At 65.4% G+C, this 20031-nt stretch carries 11 protein-coding genes and 1 tRNA gene; 3 read left to right on the forward strand and 9 right to left on the reverse strand.

Annotated features, from left to right (window positions below; translation table 11 throughout):
* The first annotated feature begins 49 nt into the window (after positions 1–49).
* Entirely contained in the window at positions 50–994 is a 945-nt protein-coding gene (locus AC6LJ5_RS09895) for a tripartite tricarboxylate transporter substrate binding protein (protein WP_392412805.1), read from the forward strand.
* A gap of 96 nt (positions 995–1090) precedes the next feature.
* Positions 1091–1579, forward strand: coding sequence for an NADAR family protein (locus AC6LJ5_RS09900; protein WP_498140360.1), 489 nt, complete (start codon positions 1091–1093; stop codon positions 1577–1579).
* 7 nt (positions 1580–1586) lie between these two features.
* On the opposite strand, the gene AC6LJ5_RS09905 is transcribed toward AC6LJ5_RS09900, so the two are convergent.
* The 5 genes from AC6LJ5_RS09905 to AC6LJ5_RS09925 form a co-directional block, all read right to left on the reverse strand.
* Positions 1587–4199 carry an autotransporter family protein gene (locus AC6LJ5_RS09905; RefSeq protein WP_498140361.1) on the reverse strand — a complete coding sequence of 871 codons (2613 nt, stop codon included), beginning with the start codon at positions 4197–4199 and terminating at the stop codon, positions 1587–1589.
* A 211-nt stretch (positions 4200–4410) separates the two neighbouring features.
* The gene (locus AC6LJ5_RS09910; RefSeq protein WP_498140362.1) at positions 4411–5856 is read right to left on the reverse strand and encodes a TolC family outer membrane protein; all 1446 of its coding nucleotides are present in this window, start codon (positions 5854–5856) and stop codon (positions 4411–4413) included.
* Complete coding sequence (locus tag AC6LJ5_RS09915) at positions 5856–7223, reverse strand: HlyD family type I secretion periplasmic adaptor subunit (protein ID WP_498140363.1); 1368 nt, start codon at positions 7221–7223, stop codon at positions 5856–5858. The genes AC6LJ5_RS09910 and AC6LJ5_RS09915 overlap by 1 nt, the downstream gene beginning before the upstream one ends.
* Positions 7224–7282: 59 nt before the next feature.
* Positions 7283–9463 (reverse strand): type I secretion system permease/ATPase, encoded by a 2181-nt coding sequence (locus AC6LJ5_RS09920; RefSeq protein ID WP_498140364.1) that lies wholly within the window; start codon positions 9461–9463, stop codon positions 7283–7285.
* Between the two features lie 25 nt (positions 9464–9488).
* The gene (locus AC6LJ5_RS09925) at positions 9489–16151 is read right to left on the reverse strand and encodes a calcium-binding protein (RefSeq protein WP_498140365.1); all 6663 of its coding nucleotides are present in this window, start codon (positions 16149–16151) and stop codon (positions 9489–9491) included.
* Positions 16152–16163: 12 nt separating this feature from the next.
* Here AC6LJ5_RS09925 and AC6LJ5_RS09930 point away from each other — a divergent pair, with 12 nt between their 5' ends.
* Positions 16164–16523 carry a hypothetical protein gene (locus AC6LJ5_RS09930; protein ID WP_498140366.1) on the forward strand — a complete coding sequence of 120 codons (360 nt, stop codon included), beginning with the start codon at positions 16164–16166 and terminating at the stop codon, positions 16521–16523.
* A 532-nt stretch (positions 16524–17055) separates the two neighbouring features.
* On the opposite strand, the gene AC6LJ5_RS09935 is transcribed toward AC6LJ5_RS09930, so the two are convergent.
* The 4 genes from AC6LJ5_RS09935 to AC6LJ5_RS09950 form a co-directional block, all read right to left on the reverse strand.
* Positions 17056–17712, reverse strand: coding sequence for an imm11 family protein (locus tag AC6LJ5_RS09935; protein ID WP_498140367.1), 657 nt, complete (start codon positions 17710–17712; stop codon positions 17056–17058).
* A 438-nt stretch (positions 17713–18150) separates the two neighbouring features.
* Complete coding sequence (locus tag AC6LJ5_RS09940) at positions 18151–18813, reverse strand: hypothetical protein (RefSeq protein ID WP_212314427.1); 663 nt, start codon at positions 18811–18813, stop codon at positions 18151–18153.
* A gap of 332 nt (positions 18814–19145) precedes the next feature.
* Positions 19146–19829 (reverse strand): hypothetical protein, encoded by a 684-nt coding sequence (locus tag AC6LJ5_RS09945; RefSeq protein WP_498140368.1) that lies wholly within the window; start codon positions 19827–19829, stop codon positions 19146–19148.
* A 114-nt stretch (positions 19830–19943) separates the two neighbouring features.
* A tRNA-Pro gene (locus AC6LJ5_RS09950) sits at positions 19944–20020 on the reverse strand.
* Positions 20021–20031: the final 11 nt, after the last annotated feature.

A 20031-nucleotide genomic window follows, 5' to 3' on the forward strand; every position in this document is an offset into this window, starting at 1 on the left:
TGCAGCGAGATCGGCGCCCCAACCCTGCTCAAGGCCTCACCCGAATCCCATGAAACTGCTCAACCTGCTCCTGCTTTCCGCCGCCTGCTGCGGCGCCGCCGCCCAGGCCGCGGACAGCTATCCGACCAAGTCGATCGAACTGGTCGTGTCCTACCAGCCTGGCGGCGGCAGCGACAGCACGGCGCGCGCCATCGCCGACGCCGCGCGTCCGCTGATGCCCCAGTCCGTGGTCGTGCTGAACCGCCCCGGCGCCAGCGGCTCCATCGGCTGGTCTTATGTGGCCGGCTCCGACGACGGCTACCGCCTGATCCTGATGACGCCCGAGATGCTGGTCGTGCCGCTGATGGGCATCGGCAAGGTCACCGTCGGCGACTTCCAGCCAATCGCGCGCTTCACCGACGACCCGTCCTCGATCACCGTGCGCGCCGACGCGCCATGGCGGACCGCGCAGGAGTTCATCCAGTACGCGAAGGCCAATCCCGGCAAGGTCACGTTCTCCAACGCGGGCAACGGCACCATTCCTCACGTGGCCGCCGGCGCCTTCGCCGAGACGATCGGCGCACAGCTGGAACACATCCCCTACAACGGCTCCGCGCCGGCCATCATGGGCCTGCTGGCCGGCGACGTGCAAGCCACCACCGTGGCCTATGCAGAACTGCGCCAGTACGTTGAAAGCGGCAAGCTGCGCACGCTGGCGGTGATGTCGGAAAAACGCGTGGCCGGGCTGGACGCGCCGACCTTGAAGGAGCTGGGCCACGACCTGCAGTTCAGCGTGTGGCGCGGACTGGGCCTGCCCAGGAACGCGCCGCGAGAGGCGGTGGAGAAATGGCGCGCGGTGTCCAGAGAACTGGCCACTTCGCCCAAGTTCCAGGAAACCATGACCAAGCAGAACCTCACGCCGTCCTATGCCGACACGCCGGCCTTCATCGCCGACATCGAGCGGCAGAACCAGGCGGTCAAGACGCTGATGCCCAAGCTGAACCTGAAGCAATGAACGCATGAAGACGCGGCCGGCGGCGGCGCCATTTGCCGCCGGCCCGCCGCGCGGGTATGTTTGAGGGCCCTCCCGCCGCCAGACGAGACCCCGCCGATGTCCTCATCCCCGCCCGCCGTGAACATCTCCGCCAACGCCAGCGACTGGCGCGGCCAGGCGCTGTCGAACTTCTGCCTGTCGCCCTTCGTGCTGGACGGCGCGCTGTACGCCTCCATCGAAGGCTTCATCCAGGGCATCAAGTTTCCCGAGGGTGATCCGGTCCGAGCGGCCGCGTTCCAGGCCAGCGGCTGGGACGCCAAGCGCCTGGGCGACGGCGCCCGCCGCGATGCCGTGCACTGGCAAGGCGCGCGCATCGCCTATGGCTCGCCCGAACACCATCGCCTGATCGAACGCGCCATCCGCGCCCGCGTGTCGCAAAGCACCGGACTGCGCCAGGCGCTGGCGTCCACCGCGAGCGCGGCGATCGCGCATGAGACCGGCGCGCCCGAGTCGCCCGCCACCTCGCTGCCCGCGACGGTGTTCTGCCGCATCCTGGAGACGCTGCGCGAGGATATCCTGGCGGGCACACTGCGCGAGGAAGGCTGAAGCCGGCTTACCATCGGTAGCCCGCGTCCACCATGCCGCCGTAGCCGTGCTGGCCGCCCCGACCCTCATAGCCAAAAACGTGCCCGGCCACCAGCAGCCTGTGACTGATCCGCCCCTCGGCCCCCAGGGTCAATTCCAGGCGGTCGCGCGAGGACGCGGCGGCCAGCGTGTTGGGCCCCATCCGCACGGACGGCGTATTGAAGCGGTGCAGCCAATCCAGTTCCATGAACGGACGCACCGCCGGCGCGCCCGCAATGGCCGCGGGATACATGCGCACGCCGGCATGCGCGTCCCAGGCGCCGGGGTTGCCTTCGCCCATGCGGGTCCCCTGCAGCACGGCATCCTGCGCATCGTAGTGGCTGTAGACCAGCTGGACGTGCGGCTCGACAACGAGCGGCCCCAGCGGCGAGCGCTCGGCGAAAGGCTGGAGCGCATAGCCGGTTTCGGCCGAGGCGCTCCACACCGTGGAGTCATAGCGCGCCGACCCCAGTTCGCTGTCGATCCGGTTGTTGAAGCGGCCGTACTGCAGCCAACCGTCGGCATAGGCGCCCATGCGGCTGGCGTCATCCTGGTAGTACGTGCCATACACGCCCGCCGAATAGCCGGAGACCTTGCCGCGCGCCCGCGCCTGCGCCGTCGCGCCGCCCGGCAGCGCCAGGCTGGAGGTGGATGTGCTGCGCGCGCTGCCGTAGCCGCCCATGAGGCCCAGGTGCACCGCCCCCTTGCCTCCCAGCGGCGCGGTCAGCAGGTCCCCGCCCAGCTGCACGATCTGGCTGCTGCGCTCGATCCCGACACGACCTTCCGCCATGCGCAGTCCGCTGTCCTGGCGGCCCTGCACGCGCGTCCAGATACCACGATACGAGGCTCCGCCCTCGGCAGAGGCGTCCCTGGCCTCGCCGCAAGCGCCGCACGACGGCACGCGATCGTGCAGGCCATGGGTGAAGAACGCGGCGCTGGCCAATTGGTTGCCAATGTAGGCGCCGCTCTCGGGCGACACATTGCGCCAAGGCGCAGCGGCTGGCCGCGAGGCGGGCGCCTGCGGCTGGACGGCAAGCTGCGGCGTCATTTCCTGCCGCTGGGCGGGCGCCGGCGGCGCGGGCGTATAAGGCGCGGAGGTCAGATACCAGTCTGGCGCCGCGCCGCCCTGACCGCCGCGTACCAGGCTGTATTCGTAGCCGTTCACGGCCAGCGTGCCGGCGCTCTGGCGAAAGCCGGTCGAGCCTGCATCGAGCCGGAAGGCGTCCGGCGCCGTCGTGCCGCCATGGAGCGTCTGCACCACCCGGATGCCTTGCGTCGTCTGTGCTCCGCTTCCGCCGGCGTTGATGATGCGCAGCGAGGCGCGGCCCGTGGCCGAACCGCCATCGATCACCAGCCGGTCCGTAGGCGAGGCGTCATCGCCCAGCCGCGTATTCAGCACCAGTAACCCGCCATCGATGTACTGATTGACTGTCAGGGTCTTGAAGCCGCCCTTGGCGCCCGGCGCCACGAACGCGACCGTGCCGGCGTTGTCCAGCACCGCCATCGAGGAATCGGCGCGCACGTTCCAGACGCTGGACGCATCCAGCGCCAGACGGTTGACGCGGCCGCCGCCGCGCTCGATCAGCGCGCCGGTCAGCACCGAACCGCGTCCGAGCGTGATGTCCGCGCTGCCGCTTTCGATCAGCACGTCGCCGCTCAGCCGGGAAGCCGCGGCGTTCAGCTGGATGCGCCCCGTGGCGATATCCGCGTTCGCAACGCTGCCGCTGGGAACGCGCAGGTCGCTGGCCTGGCCGGTGGATTGCGAGCGCAGCAACACGCCGCCATCGAGCACGCCTGCACTACGCGCATTGATCTCGGCGCCGTCCAGCGAAAAGACATGATCGCCGCCAGCGGCCAGCAAGGCCACGCCGTCCTGCGTCTCTACACGACTGCCGCGCGTCAGCGTGATGCTGTTCCGGCTGCCCGCCTGGACCGCGTAACTGGAAATGCCGCGCGCGTCCGCGCCATGGACGCTGATGCGGGTATTGGCCAGATCCAGCCTGCCATCGCTCACCACTTCCGCGCCAGAAGTGCCCCGCGCCTCGGTGCTGATGCTGCTGCCGGAGGCCGAGATCACGGCTCCCTTTCCCACCACGAGCAGGCCGCTGGCCAGATAGTCATGCGTCAGGATGGATGAATCCGTCAGATCGATCCTGGCGCCGGCGCCGCTGGCCACTGCCCCTAGCGCGCCCGCGCCGAAGGTTTCGACGCGCACCCTCGTGACATTGATGTTCGCGGAGTCATGGAGCGGATCGGCCTGCAGCCCGATAGCGTCGCCGCCATGGGTGGTCACCGAGCTGTCCTGCAACGAAACGGTGCCGCCGCGCACACGCACGCCCCCCACCTTGTTCCTTGGATCCGTCGTGCCCGTCGTAATGCTTATGTTGCTGCCGGTCACGGTGTTGGATTCACCCGACAGGAAAATCGCCGGACCCGGTCCGTCATAGTTGATCGTGTCGCCCGGATTGATCACGACATGGCGATTGGACGAGGCTGGTGTCACGATGATCGCGCCCGGATCGGCGCTATGGCCGACAAGGGGAAACGTCGCCAGGGCTGTGCCGAGCAGCCCCAGCATGAGGGAAGGCGGATATTTGGACATGGCGAGTCCTTCTGGATTGGGCGGGCATCTCATGTCTCCACCGATCCGGCTCTATCAAGCCTTACTGAGGATGTGGCCGTGTCCGCGGTGGCCGGTGCAACGGTTCAGACGATCCCAGCATTTCGGACTCAGGAATATCAGACGGTTCTGAAACCTTGACGGCGATGATCCATCCCCATTTTGGTGAACCAGGCGCCGACCCGCCTCACCGCTACTGCCTCCGGCTCACGGGTGTCGTGGAAGCCCCCGAAACCTCGGGAGCGTCCGCAATCACCGTCCGGGCCTTGCGCGCCGCGAAATAGCCATCCACCTCGCGCACATCGCCCGCCGCCAGCGTGCCCGCCAGCTGCCTGACCTTCAGCCCGGCCAGCAGATACGCGTAACGCGCCTGCGCCAGATTCTTCAAGGCATCGAAATAGCGCTGCTCGGCATCCAGCACATCGGCATTGACCCGTTCGCCGCCCGCCACGCTCTTGCGCACCGCGACGGTCAGCTCGCGCGCGGAGTCCACGGCCAGCTGGTAGGCGCGCAGCTTGGCGACGCTGCTGTTGTACAGGTTGTACTGCTTGCGCAGCTCGTTGAGCACCTCGCGCGTCTTGGCGTCGTTCTCGTAGCGCAGCCGGTCGCGATTGTCGACGGCCTGCCGAACGGATGACGACACGCCGCCGCCGGCGAAGATCGGGATGCTGACCTGCAGGCCGAACGAATTCGTCACGTACTTCTGCCCGTAGGTACTTTCGGAGCTGGACTTGTCGCGGCCGGCGCTGGCATAGGCGCTGACCTTGGGCATGTGGCCGGCGCGGGCCTTGCCGATGGCGTGGTCGGCGGCATCCGCCGAATGGCGCAGCGCGATCAGCTCGGGGTTGTGCGCCAGGGCCTGCGCGCGCCAGTGCTCGAAGTCGTTCGGCGCCAGCGGCCGCACCGCGAACTGACCGCCCAGCGCGTCCAGGTCGGCGGCGTCGATCGGCTCGCCCACCATGGCGGCCAGCGTGTTCAGCGCCGCGTCCAGGTTGTCCTGCGCCTCGATCTCCTGCGCCAGCGCCAGGTCGTAGCGCGCCTGGGTCTCCAGCACATCGGTGCGATTGCCCTCGCCAGCCGCCAGCCAGCGCTCGTTCTGCGTCTTCTGCGCTTCATAGGCGCGCTTCTGCACCCGCACCAGGTCGATCTGGTCGGTGGCGTACAGCGCATCCATATAGGCCTGCGCCACCCGCACGGCCAGTTCCTGGCTGCGGCTGCGGAAACGCTCGTCGGCGTGGCGCGCCTGGGCCACGCCGTAGTAATAGGAAGAGATGGCCTCGTAATCGAAGATCGGCTGCTGCAACGTCAGCGAGGATGAGCTGCTGCGATAGCTGCGGTCGGTGGTCTGCTCGCCGAAAAAGGTGGGCTGGGTCACTTCCGAACGGTTGCGCCCGTTGCGGTACTGGAACGCGATGTTCGGCAGCAGGCCGGCCCGCCCCTTGTTGCGCTCTTCCAGGCCGGCGTCGCGTTCCTTGCCGGCGGCCAGGTAGGCCGGATCGTTCTCCAGCGCCATACCGTAGAACTGCATCAGCCCGGCCGCGCCGGCCCCCGGCGCGCACAGCGCCAGCACCAGTCCGGCGCACAGCATGCCCACAACGGACCCGGCATCGCGCCACGGATCTCCCCGAATCTCGTGCATCAGCGCTCCCGGATGCTTTCCATGCCGTACTGCATCAGCGGATCCAGGAAATACTCGATAACCCGTCGCCGGCCCGTCTTGATTTCCGCCGTCACCGCCATGCCGGGAGCCAGGCGGATATCGGCGCCGTTGACCGCGATGGTCGAGCGCGCCATCTCGACGCGCATCGAATAGACCAGCCCACGCTTCTCGTCGTTGATGGCGTCATCGGACACCGACTTCACCGTGCCCGGCACGATGCCGTACTTGGTATACGGAAAGGTCTCGATCTTCACCTCGGCTTCCTGCCCGGGCCTCACGAAGCCCACGTCCTTGTTTTCCAGGAAGGCCTCGATCTCCAGCAGATGTTCCTGCGGCACCACCAGCATCAGCGGCTGCGCCTCGGTCACCACGCCGCCCACGGTGCGCACGGCCAGCTGCTGCACCGTGCCGGACACCGGCGCGGTCAGCCGGGTCAGATGCTCGGATTGACGCGCCTTGACCAGGTCCTGTTCCAGCAGCGCCATGCGCTGGCGCGCCTCGTTCAGCCGGTTCAGGCTGGCGTGCCGGGCGTCGGCGCGCACGGTCTCGCGCTGCTGGCGGGCCTCGGCGATGGTCGCCTCGATCTCTTTCAGGCGGCTGCGCTGCATGGCCAGGTCCGATTCCTGCTCGATGCGCTCGCGCTCGCGCTCCAGATAGGCGTTGCGCGCGACATACTGGTCGCCGGCCAACTCCTTCAGCGACTCGGCGCGCTGGCGCGCGATGGGCGACGTGCGCTCCAGCTTGCGCGCCAGCGCCTGCGTGGTCTGCAGCTCGGCCTGGCGTCGCGCGATTTCGGCGTCGATGCCGGCCAGCTTGGCCTGCAGCGCCAGGTACTCGGCGCGCGCCAGGCGACGGACGTCCTCGGCCGCCCTGGGATCGGCCTGCACCGGTTCCAATACCGGCGCGCTGCCCTGGTCGATGGCCACCAGCATGGCCTCGGCATGCGCCGCCTGCAGCGCCCAGGTCTGCAATTCGTTGACGATGCGCTGCTGCTCGGCCCGCGTCACGGTGCCGTCCAGCTCGATCAGCAGGTCGCCCGCCCGCACCGACTGCCCTTCGCGCACATGGATGGCCTTCACGGTGGCGGTGCCGATCGGCTGCACCACCTGCGTGCCTTCGCTGGGAATGATCTTGCCCTGCGCCGTCGCCACGATATCGACCCGGCCCAGCACCGACCACGCCAGCGCCAGAGCCGCGAAGGCGATCAGCAGCCACATCGCCACCCTGGGCGCGGGCGACACCGCCTGCTGCTGCAAGGACAGCGCGGCGGGCAGGAACTCGGCCTCGTCGCTGCGGTAGCGCGTGCGTTCCCACGACTTGCGCTCGCGCCAAGAAGATGCGAACACCGCGCCGTACCGGCGGACCAGATCACGCCACGCGCCCAGTGCATGTCCCAGCGCCATCGCTACCCCTGCTGCATGCGATACAGCGCGGCGTACTGCCCCTGCTCGCGTTGAAGGAGGTCGGCGTGCGTGCCTTCCTCGACGATATCGCCGCGATCCATCACCACGATGCGGTGCGCGTCCTTCACGGCGGACAGCCGGTGCGCGATGATCAGCACGGTGCGCCCGCGGCTGATCTCGCGCATGTTCTGCTGCACGATGCGCTCGGACTCGTAGTCCAGCGCGCTGGTGGCTTCATCGAAGATCAGGATGCGCGGATTCGACAAGAGCGCGCGGGCGATGGCGATGCGCTGGCGCTGCCCGCCCGACAGCGTGGCGCCATGCTCGCCCACCATGGTGTCGTAGCCTTCCGGCAGCTCGGCGATGAACTCGTGCGCGCCGGCCAGCTGCGCCGCCTGCATCACGCGCTGCAGCGGCATGCCGGGATCGCTGAGCGCGATGTTGTCGCGGATGCTGCGGTTGAACAGCACGTTCTCCTGCAGCACCACGCCGATCTGCCGCCGCAGCGAGCTGGCGTCGATGGTGGAGATGTCCACGCCATCCACCAGCACCCGCCCCTGCTCGGGCTGGTACAGCCGCTGCACCAACTTGGTCAGCGTGCTCTTGCCCGAGCCCGAACGGCCGACGATGCCCACGGTCTCGCCCGGCTGCACCCGCAGCGACACGCCGCGCAGCGCCGGCTGCGCGCCGGGCCGGTAGCGGAACTCGACCCGGTCGAACTCGATGCCGCCCTGCACCGGCGGCAGGGCCGGCCTAGGCGTATGCACCTCGGTGCGCGTGTTCAGGATGTCGCCCAGCCGCTGCATCGAGATGCCCACCTGCTGGAAATCCGTCCACAGCTGCGCCAGCCGCATCACCGGCCCGGCCACGTTGCCCGACAGCATGTTGAAGGCGATCAGCTGCCCCACGGTCAGCTGCCCGTCGATCACCAGCCGCGCGCCCAGCCACATGGTGGCCACCGTCACCAGCTTGCTGACGAAGGTCACGCCGCCGTTGGCCACGGTGCCGATCGCGGTCGTGCGAAAGGCCGCCTTGACGTAGGCCGCCAGCTGGTTGTCCCACTTGCGGATCCATTGCGGCTCGACCGCGCTGGCCTTGACCGTCTCCACGCCGCTGATCGTTTCCACCAGGAAGGACTGGTTTTCCGCGCCACGGTTGAACTTCTCGTTCAGCCGCGCCCGCAGCGTGGGCGTGAAAGCCAGCGACAGCACCACGTAGCAAGGCAGCGACGCCACCACGATCAGCGTCAGCCAGACGCTGTAGTAGGCCATCACGGCCAGAAACACGATGGAGAAGAACAGGTCCAGCACCACCGTGATGGCATTGCCCGTCAGGAACGAGCGGATGTTCTCCAATTCCCGCACCCGGGCCACGGAATCGCCCACCTGGCGCGCGCGGAAGTAGCCCAGCGGCAGGTTCAGCAGATGCCGGAACAGGCGCGCGCCCAGCTCCACGTCGATGCGGCTGGAGGTGTGCGCGAACACGTAGCTGCGCAGCGCGGTCAGCACGACCTCGAACGCCACCACCGCCAACAGCCCGACCGCGATCACGTCCAGCGTGGTGAAGCTGCGGTGCACCAGCACCTTGTCCATCACCACCTGGAAAAACAGCGGCGTCACCAGCGCGAAGCACTGGATGACGAAGGACACGAGGAATACTTCGAGCAGCAGCTTGCGGTAGCGCACCACCGCCGGGATGAACCAGCTGAAATCGAACTTGGCCAGCGCGCCGGTGATCGAGGCGCGCGAGGCCACCAGGATCAGCTCGCCGGTCCAGGTCCGCTCCAGCTCGTCCAGCGTCAGCTCGGTGGGGCCGCTGCGACGCGGATCCTGGATCAGCGCCTTGCCGGCATCGACGCGCGCCAGGATGAAGAAATTGCCTTCGCTGTCACGGCCGATGGCCGGCAGGGGCGTGGTCGTCAACCGATCCACACGCACCTTGGCGCGACGGGCGCGCAGGTCCAGCTTGCGCGCGGCGAGCAGGATCTCGGTCACGCCGAATGGCGCGCCGTCGGCGCGGAATTCGTGAGCCAGCTGGTCGGGGTCGGCGGCGACCTGGTGGTAGCGGGCCAGCATGGCGAGGCAGAGCAGGCCGGTGTCGGGCGTGGCGGGCTCGGGCTGAGGTGCGCGTCCGTCCGCCGGCGGACCGCCCGCTCCGCTGGATGCGCTTTCGATGTGCCTCATGCCTTTGCCTGCCGCGCGCCGTCCTTCATTGCCAGTTGGCCGCCAGCACCGGGTTCAGGGCCGCAGCGTAGTTCGGCGGCAGCGTGGTGACGCCGCTGGGAGGCGGCGTGAAACCGGCCATCGCGTTCACCAGGTTGTCGACCTTGGTATCCAGCAAGAAGCGGGAGCCGGCCTGGAATTTCTCGACGTGGTGCTGCTGCCCGGCGTACCAACGCTCCACCGTCACCCGGTTCTGCGTGCCGATGACGCTGACCTCCAGGTCCTCGCCGACGCGCCGGAACCAGAGCTGGTCGAAGGTGCGCCCTCCGAGCACGGCCACGTCGACATCACCGGGATCCGACTCGGTCTCGATAATGCGGTCCTGTCCGAACTCCTGGGTAAAGAAATAGCGGTCGCCACCCAGACCGCCAATCAAGATATCGTTGCCACCCATGCCGTTGAGGATATCGTTGCCCTTTCCCGCGCTGAGGATATTGGCGGCATCGTTGCCCACCATACTGTTCAGTGCGTCGTTGCCGGTGCCGTTGATAGCATCGTTGCCTCTCAACGTCAGGCCTTCGACATGCTCCGGCAGCGTGAAGCTGATCGTCGACTCCACGCGATCCCCGCCCTCGCCCGCCAACTCGATGATGCGGTCCAGCGGACTGTCGATGTAGTAGACGTCATTACCCTTGCCGCCGATCAGCGTGTTGGCGCCATCCCCGCCATGCAGATGATCGTCGCCATCGTTGCCGATGAGGATATCGTCGCCGTCCAGCCCCCACAGCACGTCGTTGTTGCTGCCGCCTTCCAGGATATCGTCGCCAGCCGTGCCGGTCAGCGTGAGCGGACCATTGACCACGCCCGTCCAGCTTCCCGACATCGCCGTCTTCAACGCCAGCGCCTGCGCGGCCGTCAGGTTGAGCTGTCCCAGCGGCGGCGGCGTCATTCCCGCCATCGCCGCGACCAGCGCCTCGACCTTGTCCTCGCGCAGGATGGCGCCCTGCGTGGTGGTGAACTGCTCGACGCGGTAGCGCGCGCCCAGGAACCAGTTGCTGATCGTCACGCCCCCAGTAGTGCCGATGACGCGCGCCTCCAGGTCGTTGCCCACCCGTCGGAACCAGAGCTGGTCCGCCGCGATGCCTTCGCCGAAGGCCACGACATCGTTGTTGCCGGCGGTGTCGTCGTCCTCGATGATGCGGTCCATGCCGCTGTCGCGGGCAATGACGTAGCGGTCGTTGCCGTCTCCGCCGATCAGCGTGTCATCGCCACCGCCGCCGTTGAGCGTATCGTCGCCGCCGCCGCCGCGCAGCGTATTGGCGGCGCTATTGCCGACCAGCGCGTTGTTGCCGCCGTTGCCCGTGCCGTCGATGGCCTGGTCGCCCGTCAGGTACAGCAGCTCGACATTGTCGGCCAGCGTATGGCTGACCGAGGCGTAGACCCGGTCCAGGCCCTGCCCGGGCAACTCGATGATGACGTCGTCGACGCTGTCGACGTAGTAGGCGTCGTTGCCATCGCCGCCCACCAGCGTGTTCCTGCCCGCGCCGCCATGGAGCTGGTCATTGCCGTCGCCGCCATACAGCGCATCATCGCCATCGCCGCCGTAGAGCTTGTCATTGCCGCCATGGCCGTACAGCACGTCGTCCCCGGCGCCGCCGGTCAATACATCGTCGCCCGCGCCGCCTTCCAGGCGCACCGCCTCGGGCCGCGTCAGGCCCCAGGCCGTCTTGACCGCCGGCCACAGCGCGCCCTGCTGCTCCGCCGTCAGGCCGGCCTGCGGCACGGTTGGCGACAGGGCGGCCATCGCGTCCACCAGCGCCTGCACCGCCTCGGCGCGCAACAGCGCGCCGCTGGCGGCCTGGAAGATCTCCACCCGATACTGCGCGCCCAGGAACCAGTTCGTGACCGTCAAGCGGTCCGCCGTGCCCGGCAACGAGACCACCAGGTCGTCACCCGAACGCGAGAACCACAGCTGCTGCACCTTGACGCCGGCGCCGAACAGCACCGTGTCGGTATTGCCGATGGTCAGGTCATTTTCGACGATACGGTCGGCGCCGTAGCCCAGGTCGAACAGATAGGTATCGTTGCCCGCGCCGCCGATGAGCACATCGTTGCCGCCGCGGCCGTCCAGGATGTCGTTGCCCAACCCGCCGTTCAACACGTTGTCCTGCGCATTGCCGTACAGTTTGTCCGCGTAGGCCGAGCCCGTCACGTTCTCGAAGTTCGACAGCCTGTCCGTGCCGCCCATGCCGTTCTGCGCGCTGCCGGCCGCCAGGTCCACCACCACACCGACGCCCGCGCCGGAATAGTCGACCGTATCGATGCCCGCGCCGCCGTCCAGCGTGTTGTTGCCGGCGCCGCCCGCGATGCGGTCATTGCCCGCGCCGCCCAGGATCACGTTGTCCTGCGAGTCGCCCAGCAGCACGTCGTCGTAGTAGCTGCCGGTCAGGTTGCTGGCATGCAGATAGCCGTCCGCGGCGCGCGTCGTCAACGAGTCCAGCTTGATCGACACGCCCGCGCCCATGCGGCTGAAATCCACGGTGCGCGCGCCGAGCAGGTTGTCGTAGAAGGACAGGTCAGCCAGCGCCACGCCGTTCAATCGCAGCTGCGCGGCCTGTCCGCCCGCCGTCGAATAGGACAGGACCACGCCGTTCGGGCCAACCGTGACGTAGGCGCTGTCGCCGCCCGGCTGGAGCAGCCAGATGCGGTCGGCCGACAGGCCGGTGCCAAAGCCCAGCACGTCATCGACGGTGCCGGCCGCGGCCTGCGCGAACAGGAACACATCGCGGCCCGCGCCGCCCACCAGGCGGCGGTTGGCGCCGCTGCCGGCGATCAGCAGGTCGCCGCCCGCGCCTGCCTGCACGGTCTGCCCGCCCGCGGCATAGTGCGCCTGCTGGAAGTTGTCCAGGCCGCGCAGCGAGCCGATGAAGCTGCTCGCGAAGCGGGCCGCGTTGTTGTAGGCATTGGTGCCGTGCTGCCACACGGACAGGAACGCCTGGTAGCGCGCGCTGTCGGTACTGGAATAGAACGTCGTCTCGTAGTCGTACCAGATGCCGCGATCGACCGTCTGGCGATACTTCGCCGCCGGCTCCGCCCCCGTCAGGTACTGGCGATAGACAGCCAGCTGGGAATACAGGCCGGCCAGGGTCGCGCTGTAGGCCTGGTAATTGGCCAGCGCGGTCCACAACTGCGCGCTGAACTGCTGCGCGGCCTGCGCCGCCGCCGCGGCCGACGCGGCCGTGGGCGCCGCGTTCGAGGCAACGGCGGCGTTCAGCGCCGATTGCCTGGCGGTGAAGGCGGTCTCGTAGCTGGCGGTGTACGCGGCCAGCTGGTTCACGCTGCCGACCAGCTGGTTGCCATAGGCGGTCAGCGTGCCGACCTGCCCGGCGGGGCCTTCTCGCAAGAAATCCCGCACGCCGTAGTCCTGCATGTTGCTGGTGACGCGCAGGTTGTAGTAGAACCTGCCGGCTTCGGCGCCGGACAACTCCACGTAGCTGGTAACGTACGAGGGGCGGCCCAGGACGGGACTGGGGTTGCTCCAGTCGTGGAAGGTCAGCATGATCAACTCGCCCGGCTCGGCGGACGAGGTGTAGCGGTACAGGTGCCAGCGCTCGGGAATGGTGATCGGCGTTACCGTGGCGCCGAGCTGGTTGGCGGACGCCATGTAATTGGCCAGGTTGTTGCGGTCCCAGGCGGTGGAGCTGGCGACCGAGCGGACTTCGGAGAGGGAGGTGGCGACCTTGCCGCTGTTGAGCAGTTGGCGCGTCTCCAGCGCGACGTCCACGGGATCCCCGACCACGGGCAGTTCATAGTCCTTGCGGAAAAAGCCTTCCGCGTTCACGGCGACTGGCCTGGGCAGGCCGACGGCCGGGTTGAATTCGGGATAATCGGCGCGCCAGGCCTGCATGGCGCCAGTCAGCGCCTCGATAGCCGCGACATCCATTCGCAGGCCGTCCGCTAACTCCAGGATCGCGACCTTGCGGAAGGCATCCTGATACCAGCCTTGGACGACCAAGGCGTCGTCCGTTCCCAGGATGCGGATCCAGAGGTCATTGCCCTGGCGTTCGAACCACAGATCGCTCGGGCGCAGGTTCGCGCCCAGGATGATCCGCGAGCTCGGGCCGCCATTGGCAGCGACGCCGTTCTGCACGGTATCAACGCCATAGCCGCGGCCGAACAGATAGACATCGTTGCCGCCACCGCCGACGATCATGTCATTGCCAGCCTTGCCATCCAGCCAGTTGGCGCCGCTGGACCCGACGAGCCTGTCGTTCCACACCGAGCCGGTGACGTTCTCGATGTTGACCAGCGTCGAACCAAGATCGTCCGAGCCCGCCATCAGGTTGACCACGACGCCCTTGTCCGATTCCAGATAGGAAACGGTGTCGACGCCGGCGCCGCCGTCCATGTAGTAGCCCGTTCCCGTCACCACCAGCGTGTCGCGGCCGGCACCACCGCGCAGCACACTCTTCCACGTGCCGCCTATCAACCAATCGCCATAGTTCGACGCGATCAGTTCGTTGACGTGCACCAGCCCGTCGAACATCAGCGTGCCCCGGAGGCTGCGCACGCCGCCGGCCGTATCGTTGACGAAAGACACCGAGGTCACGCCCGCCAGATTGGCGAACAGGTCCAGCTTGGCGATGTCCGCGCCCATCAGCAGCACTTGCTTGCCGCCCGTCACCAACTCGACGCCGCCCGCGATCCGTCGCAGGAACACCTGATCGGCGACGCCGGCCACCTGCACCTGGTCGCCGCCGGCGCCCGTCTGGAAGCCGTGCAGCGTGACCGATCCGGCGGTCTGACTCAGGATCAGATGATCCACGTTGCGGGACAGCGAGAAACTATTGCTGCCCGCGCCCGCCAGCATCAGGTTGAAACCGTCGCTCAGTGCCACGTTCTCACCGTTACGGCCCAGATAGACACGCGTATAGCCCGCGGATTGCGCGAACGCGCCCAACAGCTCATCGAGGATGATCTTGCGATCCGCCGCATGCTGCAACGCCTTGGCATACGCGGAGAACGTAGCCGCCGCGAACCGGGCGTCGCTCGGCGACCAGTAGGTCATGCCTCCGGGAATGTGTTCGTTATAGGACGCGTTGACCGGCACCAGCCGGTTCAGCTCGATCCGCAGCTGTTCCAGCCTGCCGCCTAGCGCCTGGGTCTGACCATGCGCGAGCCAAAAGGCGTCGACCGCGGCGCCCAATGCGTTGGCCGCCGTCCTGGCGGTGGACAAGGCCTGCAGCCTGTCGGCATCCTTGCCCATGAAGTTGGCGACCGCCGCCGCGGCACCCGCTTCGGTGATCCTGCCGAAAGCCGAGTCCTCTTGCGTCGCGGCGGCCGCGATCGAACCGTCGACGGCGGCGCTGTCCTGAATCCACGACACCATGTCTCGGCCGGCCGTACTGCCGACCTCGACATTGGTCGACGTGTACATGGTGATCAGCGAGGCATCGCGCGTCTGCAACAGCGCATTGGGATGTCCCTGCCACGTCCGGCTCCGCTTGTTCTGCATCCATTGCTGCAGGCTGGCCACATCCGCCGAAAAATCCTGCTTGATATTGGCGAACACCGAGACGGCCGCCCTCACCTGCCCTTGGGCCATGCCGGCATAGCCCCTGGCGATGTACTCCGCATGGATCGCCGCTCCCTGATGCGGCGCCCAAGCCGCCGCGGGAACGGCGGCGGTCGCGGCATTGGCGGCGAGCGAGCGCAGCTGCGGACCGGAGGGCGTGCGGACGATGTACCACAACGTCACCTCGATGATGGATGCCGCCTCGGCCCAGCGGCGCTGCGAAATCGACGACAAGGCCTGGTTCAAGGCTCCGGCCTGGGACCAGGCCAGGTACACGCCATTCATGATGTTCCCGCCCAGCACGATTGGCGCCCAGCGGTCGGAAACGCTCTCCAGCGCCATGCGCGTGGCCAGGTGCAGATTGCTCGCGGCATTGTCGCGGGCTTCATTCACGCCCGCCGCCGTCGTGATCCGCCCGTTGATCCGCAGCGCATCCGCGGCAGCGCGCGCCGCTGCTTGTTGGGCCGCGTTCTGCGAGGCAGTCGACGACAGGAACGCGCCAGGATCGCCAGAGGTGTATGTTTTTCCACCCATCTCCATCTTGACGATCTGCACGACGCCGTCGGGAGACAGCTTCGAATTCACGGTAACGCCGGGACCGGTGATGCGCTTGGAGATTTCACCGCCCTTGAATACGATCTGCTCCTCCCTCCCTGGCAAGGTCACGATCGTCTCGCCATTGACATACGTCACTTCGGCGCCCGGCGGCAGCCAGCTGAAGTCGATCCCATCGACCTTCATACCCTCGACGCCGCCCCGGCCGTAGAGCACGTTCTGCCCCTCCGAGGACGGAATGAACGTCTCGTTAAGCCACTGGCTGAATGCTTCCTTGGAATCCTTGTACTGCTTGTAGCCCTCGCTCTCCTCGATGCTCTTGGCCACTGCCACCAGCTTCTTCAGCGAGAGATTGTCCGGATACAGCGATCCGTACAACTTGATCAGGCCGATCATGTCGTCGCCGGCGAGCAGCGCATCCCATGCCTGCTTGGCCCAGCCGAACGGCAGAACCATGCTGACGGCACCGTTGAACGCGGCTTCGCCCGCCATCTGGCGCAGGCCTTGCTCGGTCACTTCGATGCCGAGTTCACGCCGCGCTTCGTCGAAATCGACCGGCCGGCCCAATTCTGCGGCCATGACATCTCTGGTTTGAGTGATCAACGTGACGACCCCGACAACCAGCGCCGCGAACATGGCGGGGTTCAGCTTGCCCGCTACCCCCTTTGCCCAGAGCGTCAATATGTTGCTCTTGGCGAACATCGAGGTCCCGCTGGTGTTGATCCCCAACTCGCGATGCATGGCAGCCATGACATCTTTCGGCTTTTGATGCGTCGAAACGTCGAGCATGCTGCGCGAACCCGGGGTCGCATCCAATACGCTTGCGCCCGCTCCGGCGTGAACGCCAAGCTGGAACTTGCTGCCTTCGATGAAGGCAGGATGCTCGGTGATTCTGGGGTCCCAGGTCAGCGTTTTTTCGTTGAAAAACACCTCATAAAAGGATTGCCATAGCACCTTTGAATCCAGGTCAACGCGCACCCTGTCGGTAGTATTGAGCTTGATGCCAGACCCTGGATTGGATAACTCGACCTTGAGAAAAGCGACCAATCCATGAATTTCCGCGGCCTTGCCCGCAAGCCACGCCTCTTTTGAAGCGAAGCCAGACCAATTTCCAGATTTCAGACCCGCGGCATATTGCTGGTCATACGCCGCCAGGACCTGTGAGAGCGCCTTTGAATATGCGGGATGGCTCCCCGTATGCGTCGCTGTTCCAACGCGGTCGCGACCGTCGGTTCGCGTCACGATCTGGCCGTCAATGGTTCGCGCCAGAGAAACACCATTGACCCGATAGTCGGCTTGGTTCCACAAGCCCGCATTCTGCATGGCTTGCAGCGCCCTGGAATCCTGGAACGTTTCTATGGGAATCACATGATGGCCCGAGTAGCCTACCCCATCCACATTGGGTAGCGACAAATTCCTGAATTCCCATTGATCCCTGGGGCTAGCCATTTTTGCTCCGTCGCCAAATGCGCGTGACCTTGCGTTACGTCGTCTTGTTTACGCACTTCTTGTCAAAAGACCAGCCGTCTAGCCGCTCTGTCTTGATGAAGTCGCGCAGTTCGTTTGAACAGAAATATGCACTGCTGCCCACGCTCGCCGGATCACCGGGATCGGTGCCGTAATCGTCCGGAACACGCCATAGGTGATGATTGGCGACGATCTTTGGATCGATCACGCAGCGTGTATCCGGCAGCAGCGAAATCCTGCCGGCGCTACGCTTGTAGCCGTCCAATCCACGCCCCTTCGTGAAATCCGTTTCCTCAATGACCACCGCATTCAGGCGGGGAGGAAAGACCCAGTAGTAGGTCCCATAGGACTGATCACGTAGCTTTTCACTCAACCCCCGAATCTCGAACGACTTGAAACGACAGCTCCCTGGCGCAAGCGACTCCAGCTTTTGGTGGATGACCTCGCAAACCAGGAATGGACCCGTGAGCCAACCCAGGATCGCAGGCGCGCCACCTTTACGATGGCGTTCGGATATCCGTAGCAGACGCGGGACAACCCATGCCGCTTCTTCTTCCGGAGATAGCAAAACACCGCAGTCCGCCTTGACCTGGATTGTCTCGTCCAACGGAGGATCGAATTCCTTGGTTACGGACGAACCTGGCGTGCTGCTGAGATTCAACAAATACGACATGCACTCTCCCTCTCTTGCCCAGAACAGCGATCACATGAACGTGAAAGGCGGCCCCGCCCTTGGCATCGATTTTTCAATTTGATGGGGCTTCTTGGACACGCAATTTCACTTTCATGGCCTGAATTGACTGTACCTCCGCCGTTTTGCAGGCACTACATGCCCCCAATGTCACGGAGCGCGACACATGACTGGAAGGCCAGCAAGAATACGAAAGAGAATTGAAAGCATCGTGACAGAATCAGCCCGAAGTCCGGGCCCACTGTCATGATCGGAATTCCAGCAAATTCACTGGATCGGACAACCGGAGCAACCGATCTCTGCCTGCACGCTATTGCACGATCAGCTCTTCGAATCAACGCCAGCGCAACGCCAACAACGGTTTCTAACCCTGGACTCTATGTCGGTGCCGTACTAAGTCTGGGGGTAGGTCAGGCATTCTCAATCCTTCAATGTTCGTTTGATCAACATGACTTGGCCAATCTGTTCAACCACTGTGCGATGTATTTCTTGCCAATTCCGCAATGACTGATATCTGATCGGATACTCGATGAAGACATACCGCTGGAGCTCCGCTCTCACCGTGCACCCCGTATCCTCAACGAGATTTCCAGCGGTGGCGCGATAGGGTTTGGTGCAAAAAAACAGGATCCTCTTGTCACCATCCCCGGACATGAGAAGCGCGGTTCCCGTCTCACCCCGGTCAGACTCCTTCAACACCACGAGGCTGCCTTGCCCCTTGTTGACGGGCAATTCAGGAAGAGACATATAGCGATTGAAGGCCATGTCCGGCGTTTCGATGGCCGTGATTACACTGACCTCATATTTACCGTTCCTGAGATAGCTCGGCACTCCGGCGATTTCAGCGAGCCTGAGTCCGAAGGCGCCCAACTTTTCCTCAAGCGAGTAATACGGCGTCCGCGCGAGCATGGAGGTCTCGCCGTGCACGCTGAAACTCAGTAGATCCTTGCACGCTGATTTGCTCTCTGCCTTGACCATGCAGACGTCAAAATCTATCGGCAAGGTGTCGCGTTGACAGCCGCTCAGCGCCAGCGCCGCCGTGGCGCATGCAACCATCTTCACCATGGCAAGCCCTTTTCCCATGGATAGATCTCCCTGATACCCATCGACCGCCATCACTACCCCATATCGGTGGCCTTCCGTGAACGGCTGTTTGTCCTTGGTCGCGGCAGGGTTTCACCCTTGGATTTCAATCTCATCTTGCAGCGCCCATCGGCCCCGGCAAGCGAGGCGTCAGTGTCGATACCTGGCAGCAATTGGCATTGAGTGCTATTCATATTTAAGCCATTTGAGTATCTTCCATTGCAGCCCGAAGAATTGAGACGGAGGCCCTAGCCGCTTCACTGGTCTTGCGCACGCTTGATATTGCGGGCTCACCGTAAGCCAGGAACGAGTCCACGGTCTTCATCGCTGCCTTAGTCAAGTCGGCGCTCATTTCTCTTCCTTATCCTCTCTACCCATTCGGCTAGAAGCAGCCCCAAGAACAACAGAACGAATGCGAAAAGCGCGAATCCTGGCGCGCTTTCTTTTTCCCATTGAAGATTTCGCCGGAGATGGTCCGAAGGCAGTTGCGATTTGCCGGCGTAACGTATGTCGACGACGCGGCGTCGTTCGACAAACAGATAGACAGGCTGAAGGAACCAGTCCACGGCGACGATCTTTCCGTCCAGCCTCTGAGGATCGTCCTGACCGGCAAAACAATCCGGATTGGATCTGGAGTGCGGACTTTCGCAGCTGTAGTCCTTGCCCTTGACCATCAGCATGTAGCCGCGCTTGACTCGATACTGGAAATGCGCCGTTCCCTCATCGGTGAAGATGGCTTCTTTGGCGGGATAGGCAGCGAAGTAGGCATAGCCGGCCGGAATCGCGAATCCAAAGACATACACGGAAAGAAACATCAGCCGCACGCCGTTCTTGCTGCCGATTTTCTTCAGGGCACGCTTTATCCGCTGCACGCTCAGCCTCTCGGGACCGACTCCCGTCCATTCCGGCTGCGGTCGAGCCCGCGCGAGCGGACTCTCGCCCGCAGCGCGAGCATCAAAAGCGGGCAAGCATAGGCGCGGGAATTGAAGGCGCGATGACCAGATCGGGCGTGCCATGCGAGACGCTGTCACATGCGGGCAGCGAGCAGACGCAAAAAAGCCGGCACGCTTGCGCGATGCCGGCTCTTGCCGATGATGTCGGGTGCATCACCGAGAATTCGACCACATGAGTGGTCGGGGCGAGAGGATTCGAACCTCCGACTCCTGCGTCCCGAACGCAGTACTCTACCAGGCTGAGCTACGCCCCGATTTTGGCAAG

It is taken from the genome of Achromobacter sp. 1011791174 (genome assembly GCF_059760925.1).

Excerpts from the sequence above, each read along its gene's own strand:
- AC6LJ5_RS09940 (WP_212314427.1), bottom strand. The coding sequence starts at position 18,813 with ATGGGAAAAGGGCTTGCCATGGTGAAGATGGTTGCATGCGCCACGGCG.
- AC6LJ5_RS09910 (WP_498140362.1), bottom strand. The coding sequence starts at position 5,856 with ATGCACGAGATTCGGGGAGATCCGTGGCGCGATGCCGGGTCCGTTGTG.
- AC6LJ5_RS09900 (WP_498140360.1), top strand. The coding sequence starts at position 1,091 with ATGTCCTCATCCCCGCCCGCCGTGAACATCTCCGCCAACGCCAGCGAC.
- AC6LJ5_RS09945 (WP_498140368.1), bottom strand. The coding sequence starts at position 19,829 with ATGGCACGCCCGATCTGGTCATCGCGCCTTCAATTCCCGCGCCTATGC.
- AC6LJ5_RS09905 (WP_498140361.1), bottom strand. The coding sequence starts at position 4,199 with ATGTCCAAATATCCGCCTTCCCTCATGCTGGGGCTGCTCGGCACAGCC.
- AC6LJ5_RS09895 (WP_392412805.1), top strand. The coding sequence starts at position 50 with ATGAAACTGCTCAACCTGCTCCTGCTTTCCGCCGCCTGCTGCGGCGCC.
- AC6LJ5_RS09925 (WP_498140365.1), bottom strand. The coding sequence starts at position 16,151 with ATGGCCGCAGAATTGGGCCGGCCGGTCGATTTCGACGAAGCGCGGCGT.
- AC6LJ5_RS09935 (WP_498140367.1), bottom strand. The coding sequence starts at position 17,712 with ATGTCGTATTTGTTGAATCTCAGCAGCACGCCAGGTTCGTCCGTAACC.
- AC6LJ5_RS09920 (WP_498140364.1), bottom strand. The coding sequence starts at position 9,463 with ATGAGGCACATCGAAAGCGCATCCAGCGGAGCGGGCGGTCCGCCGGCG.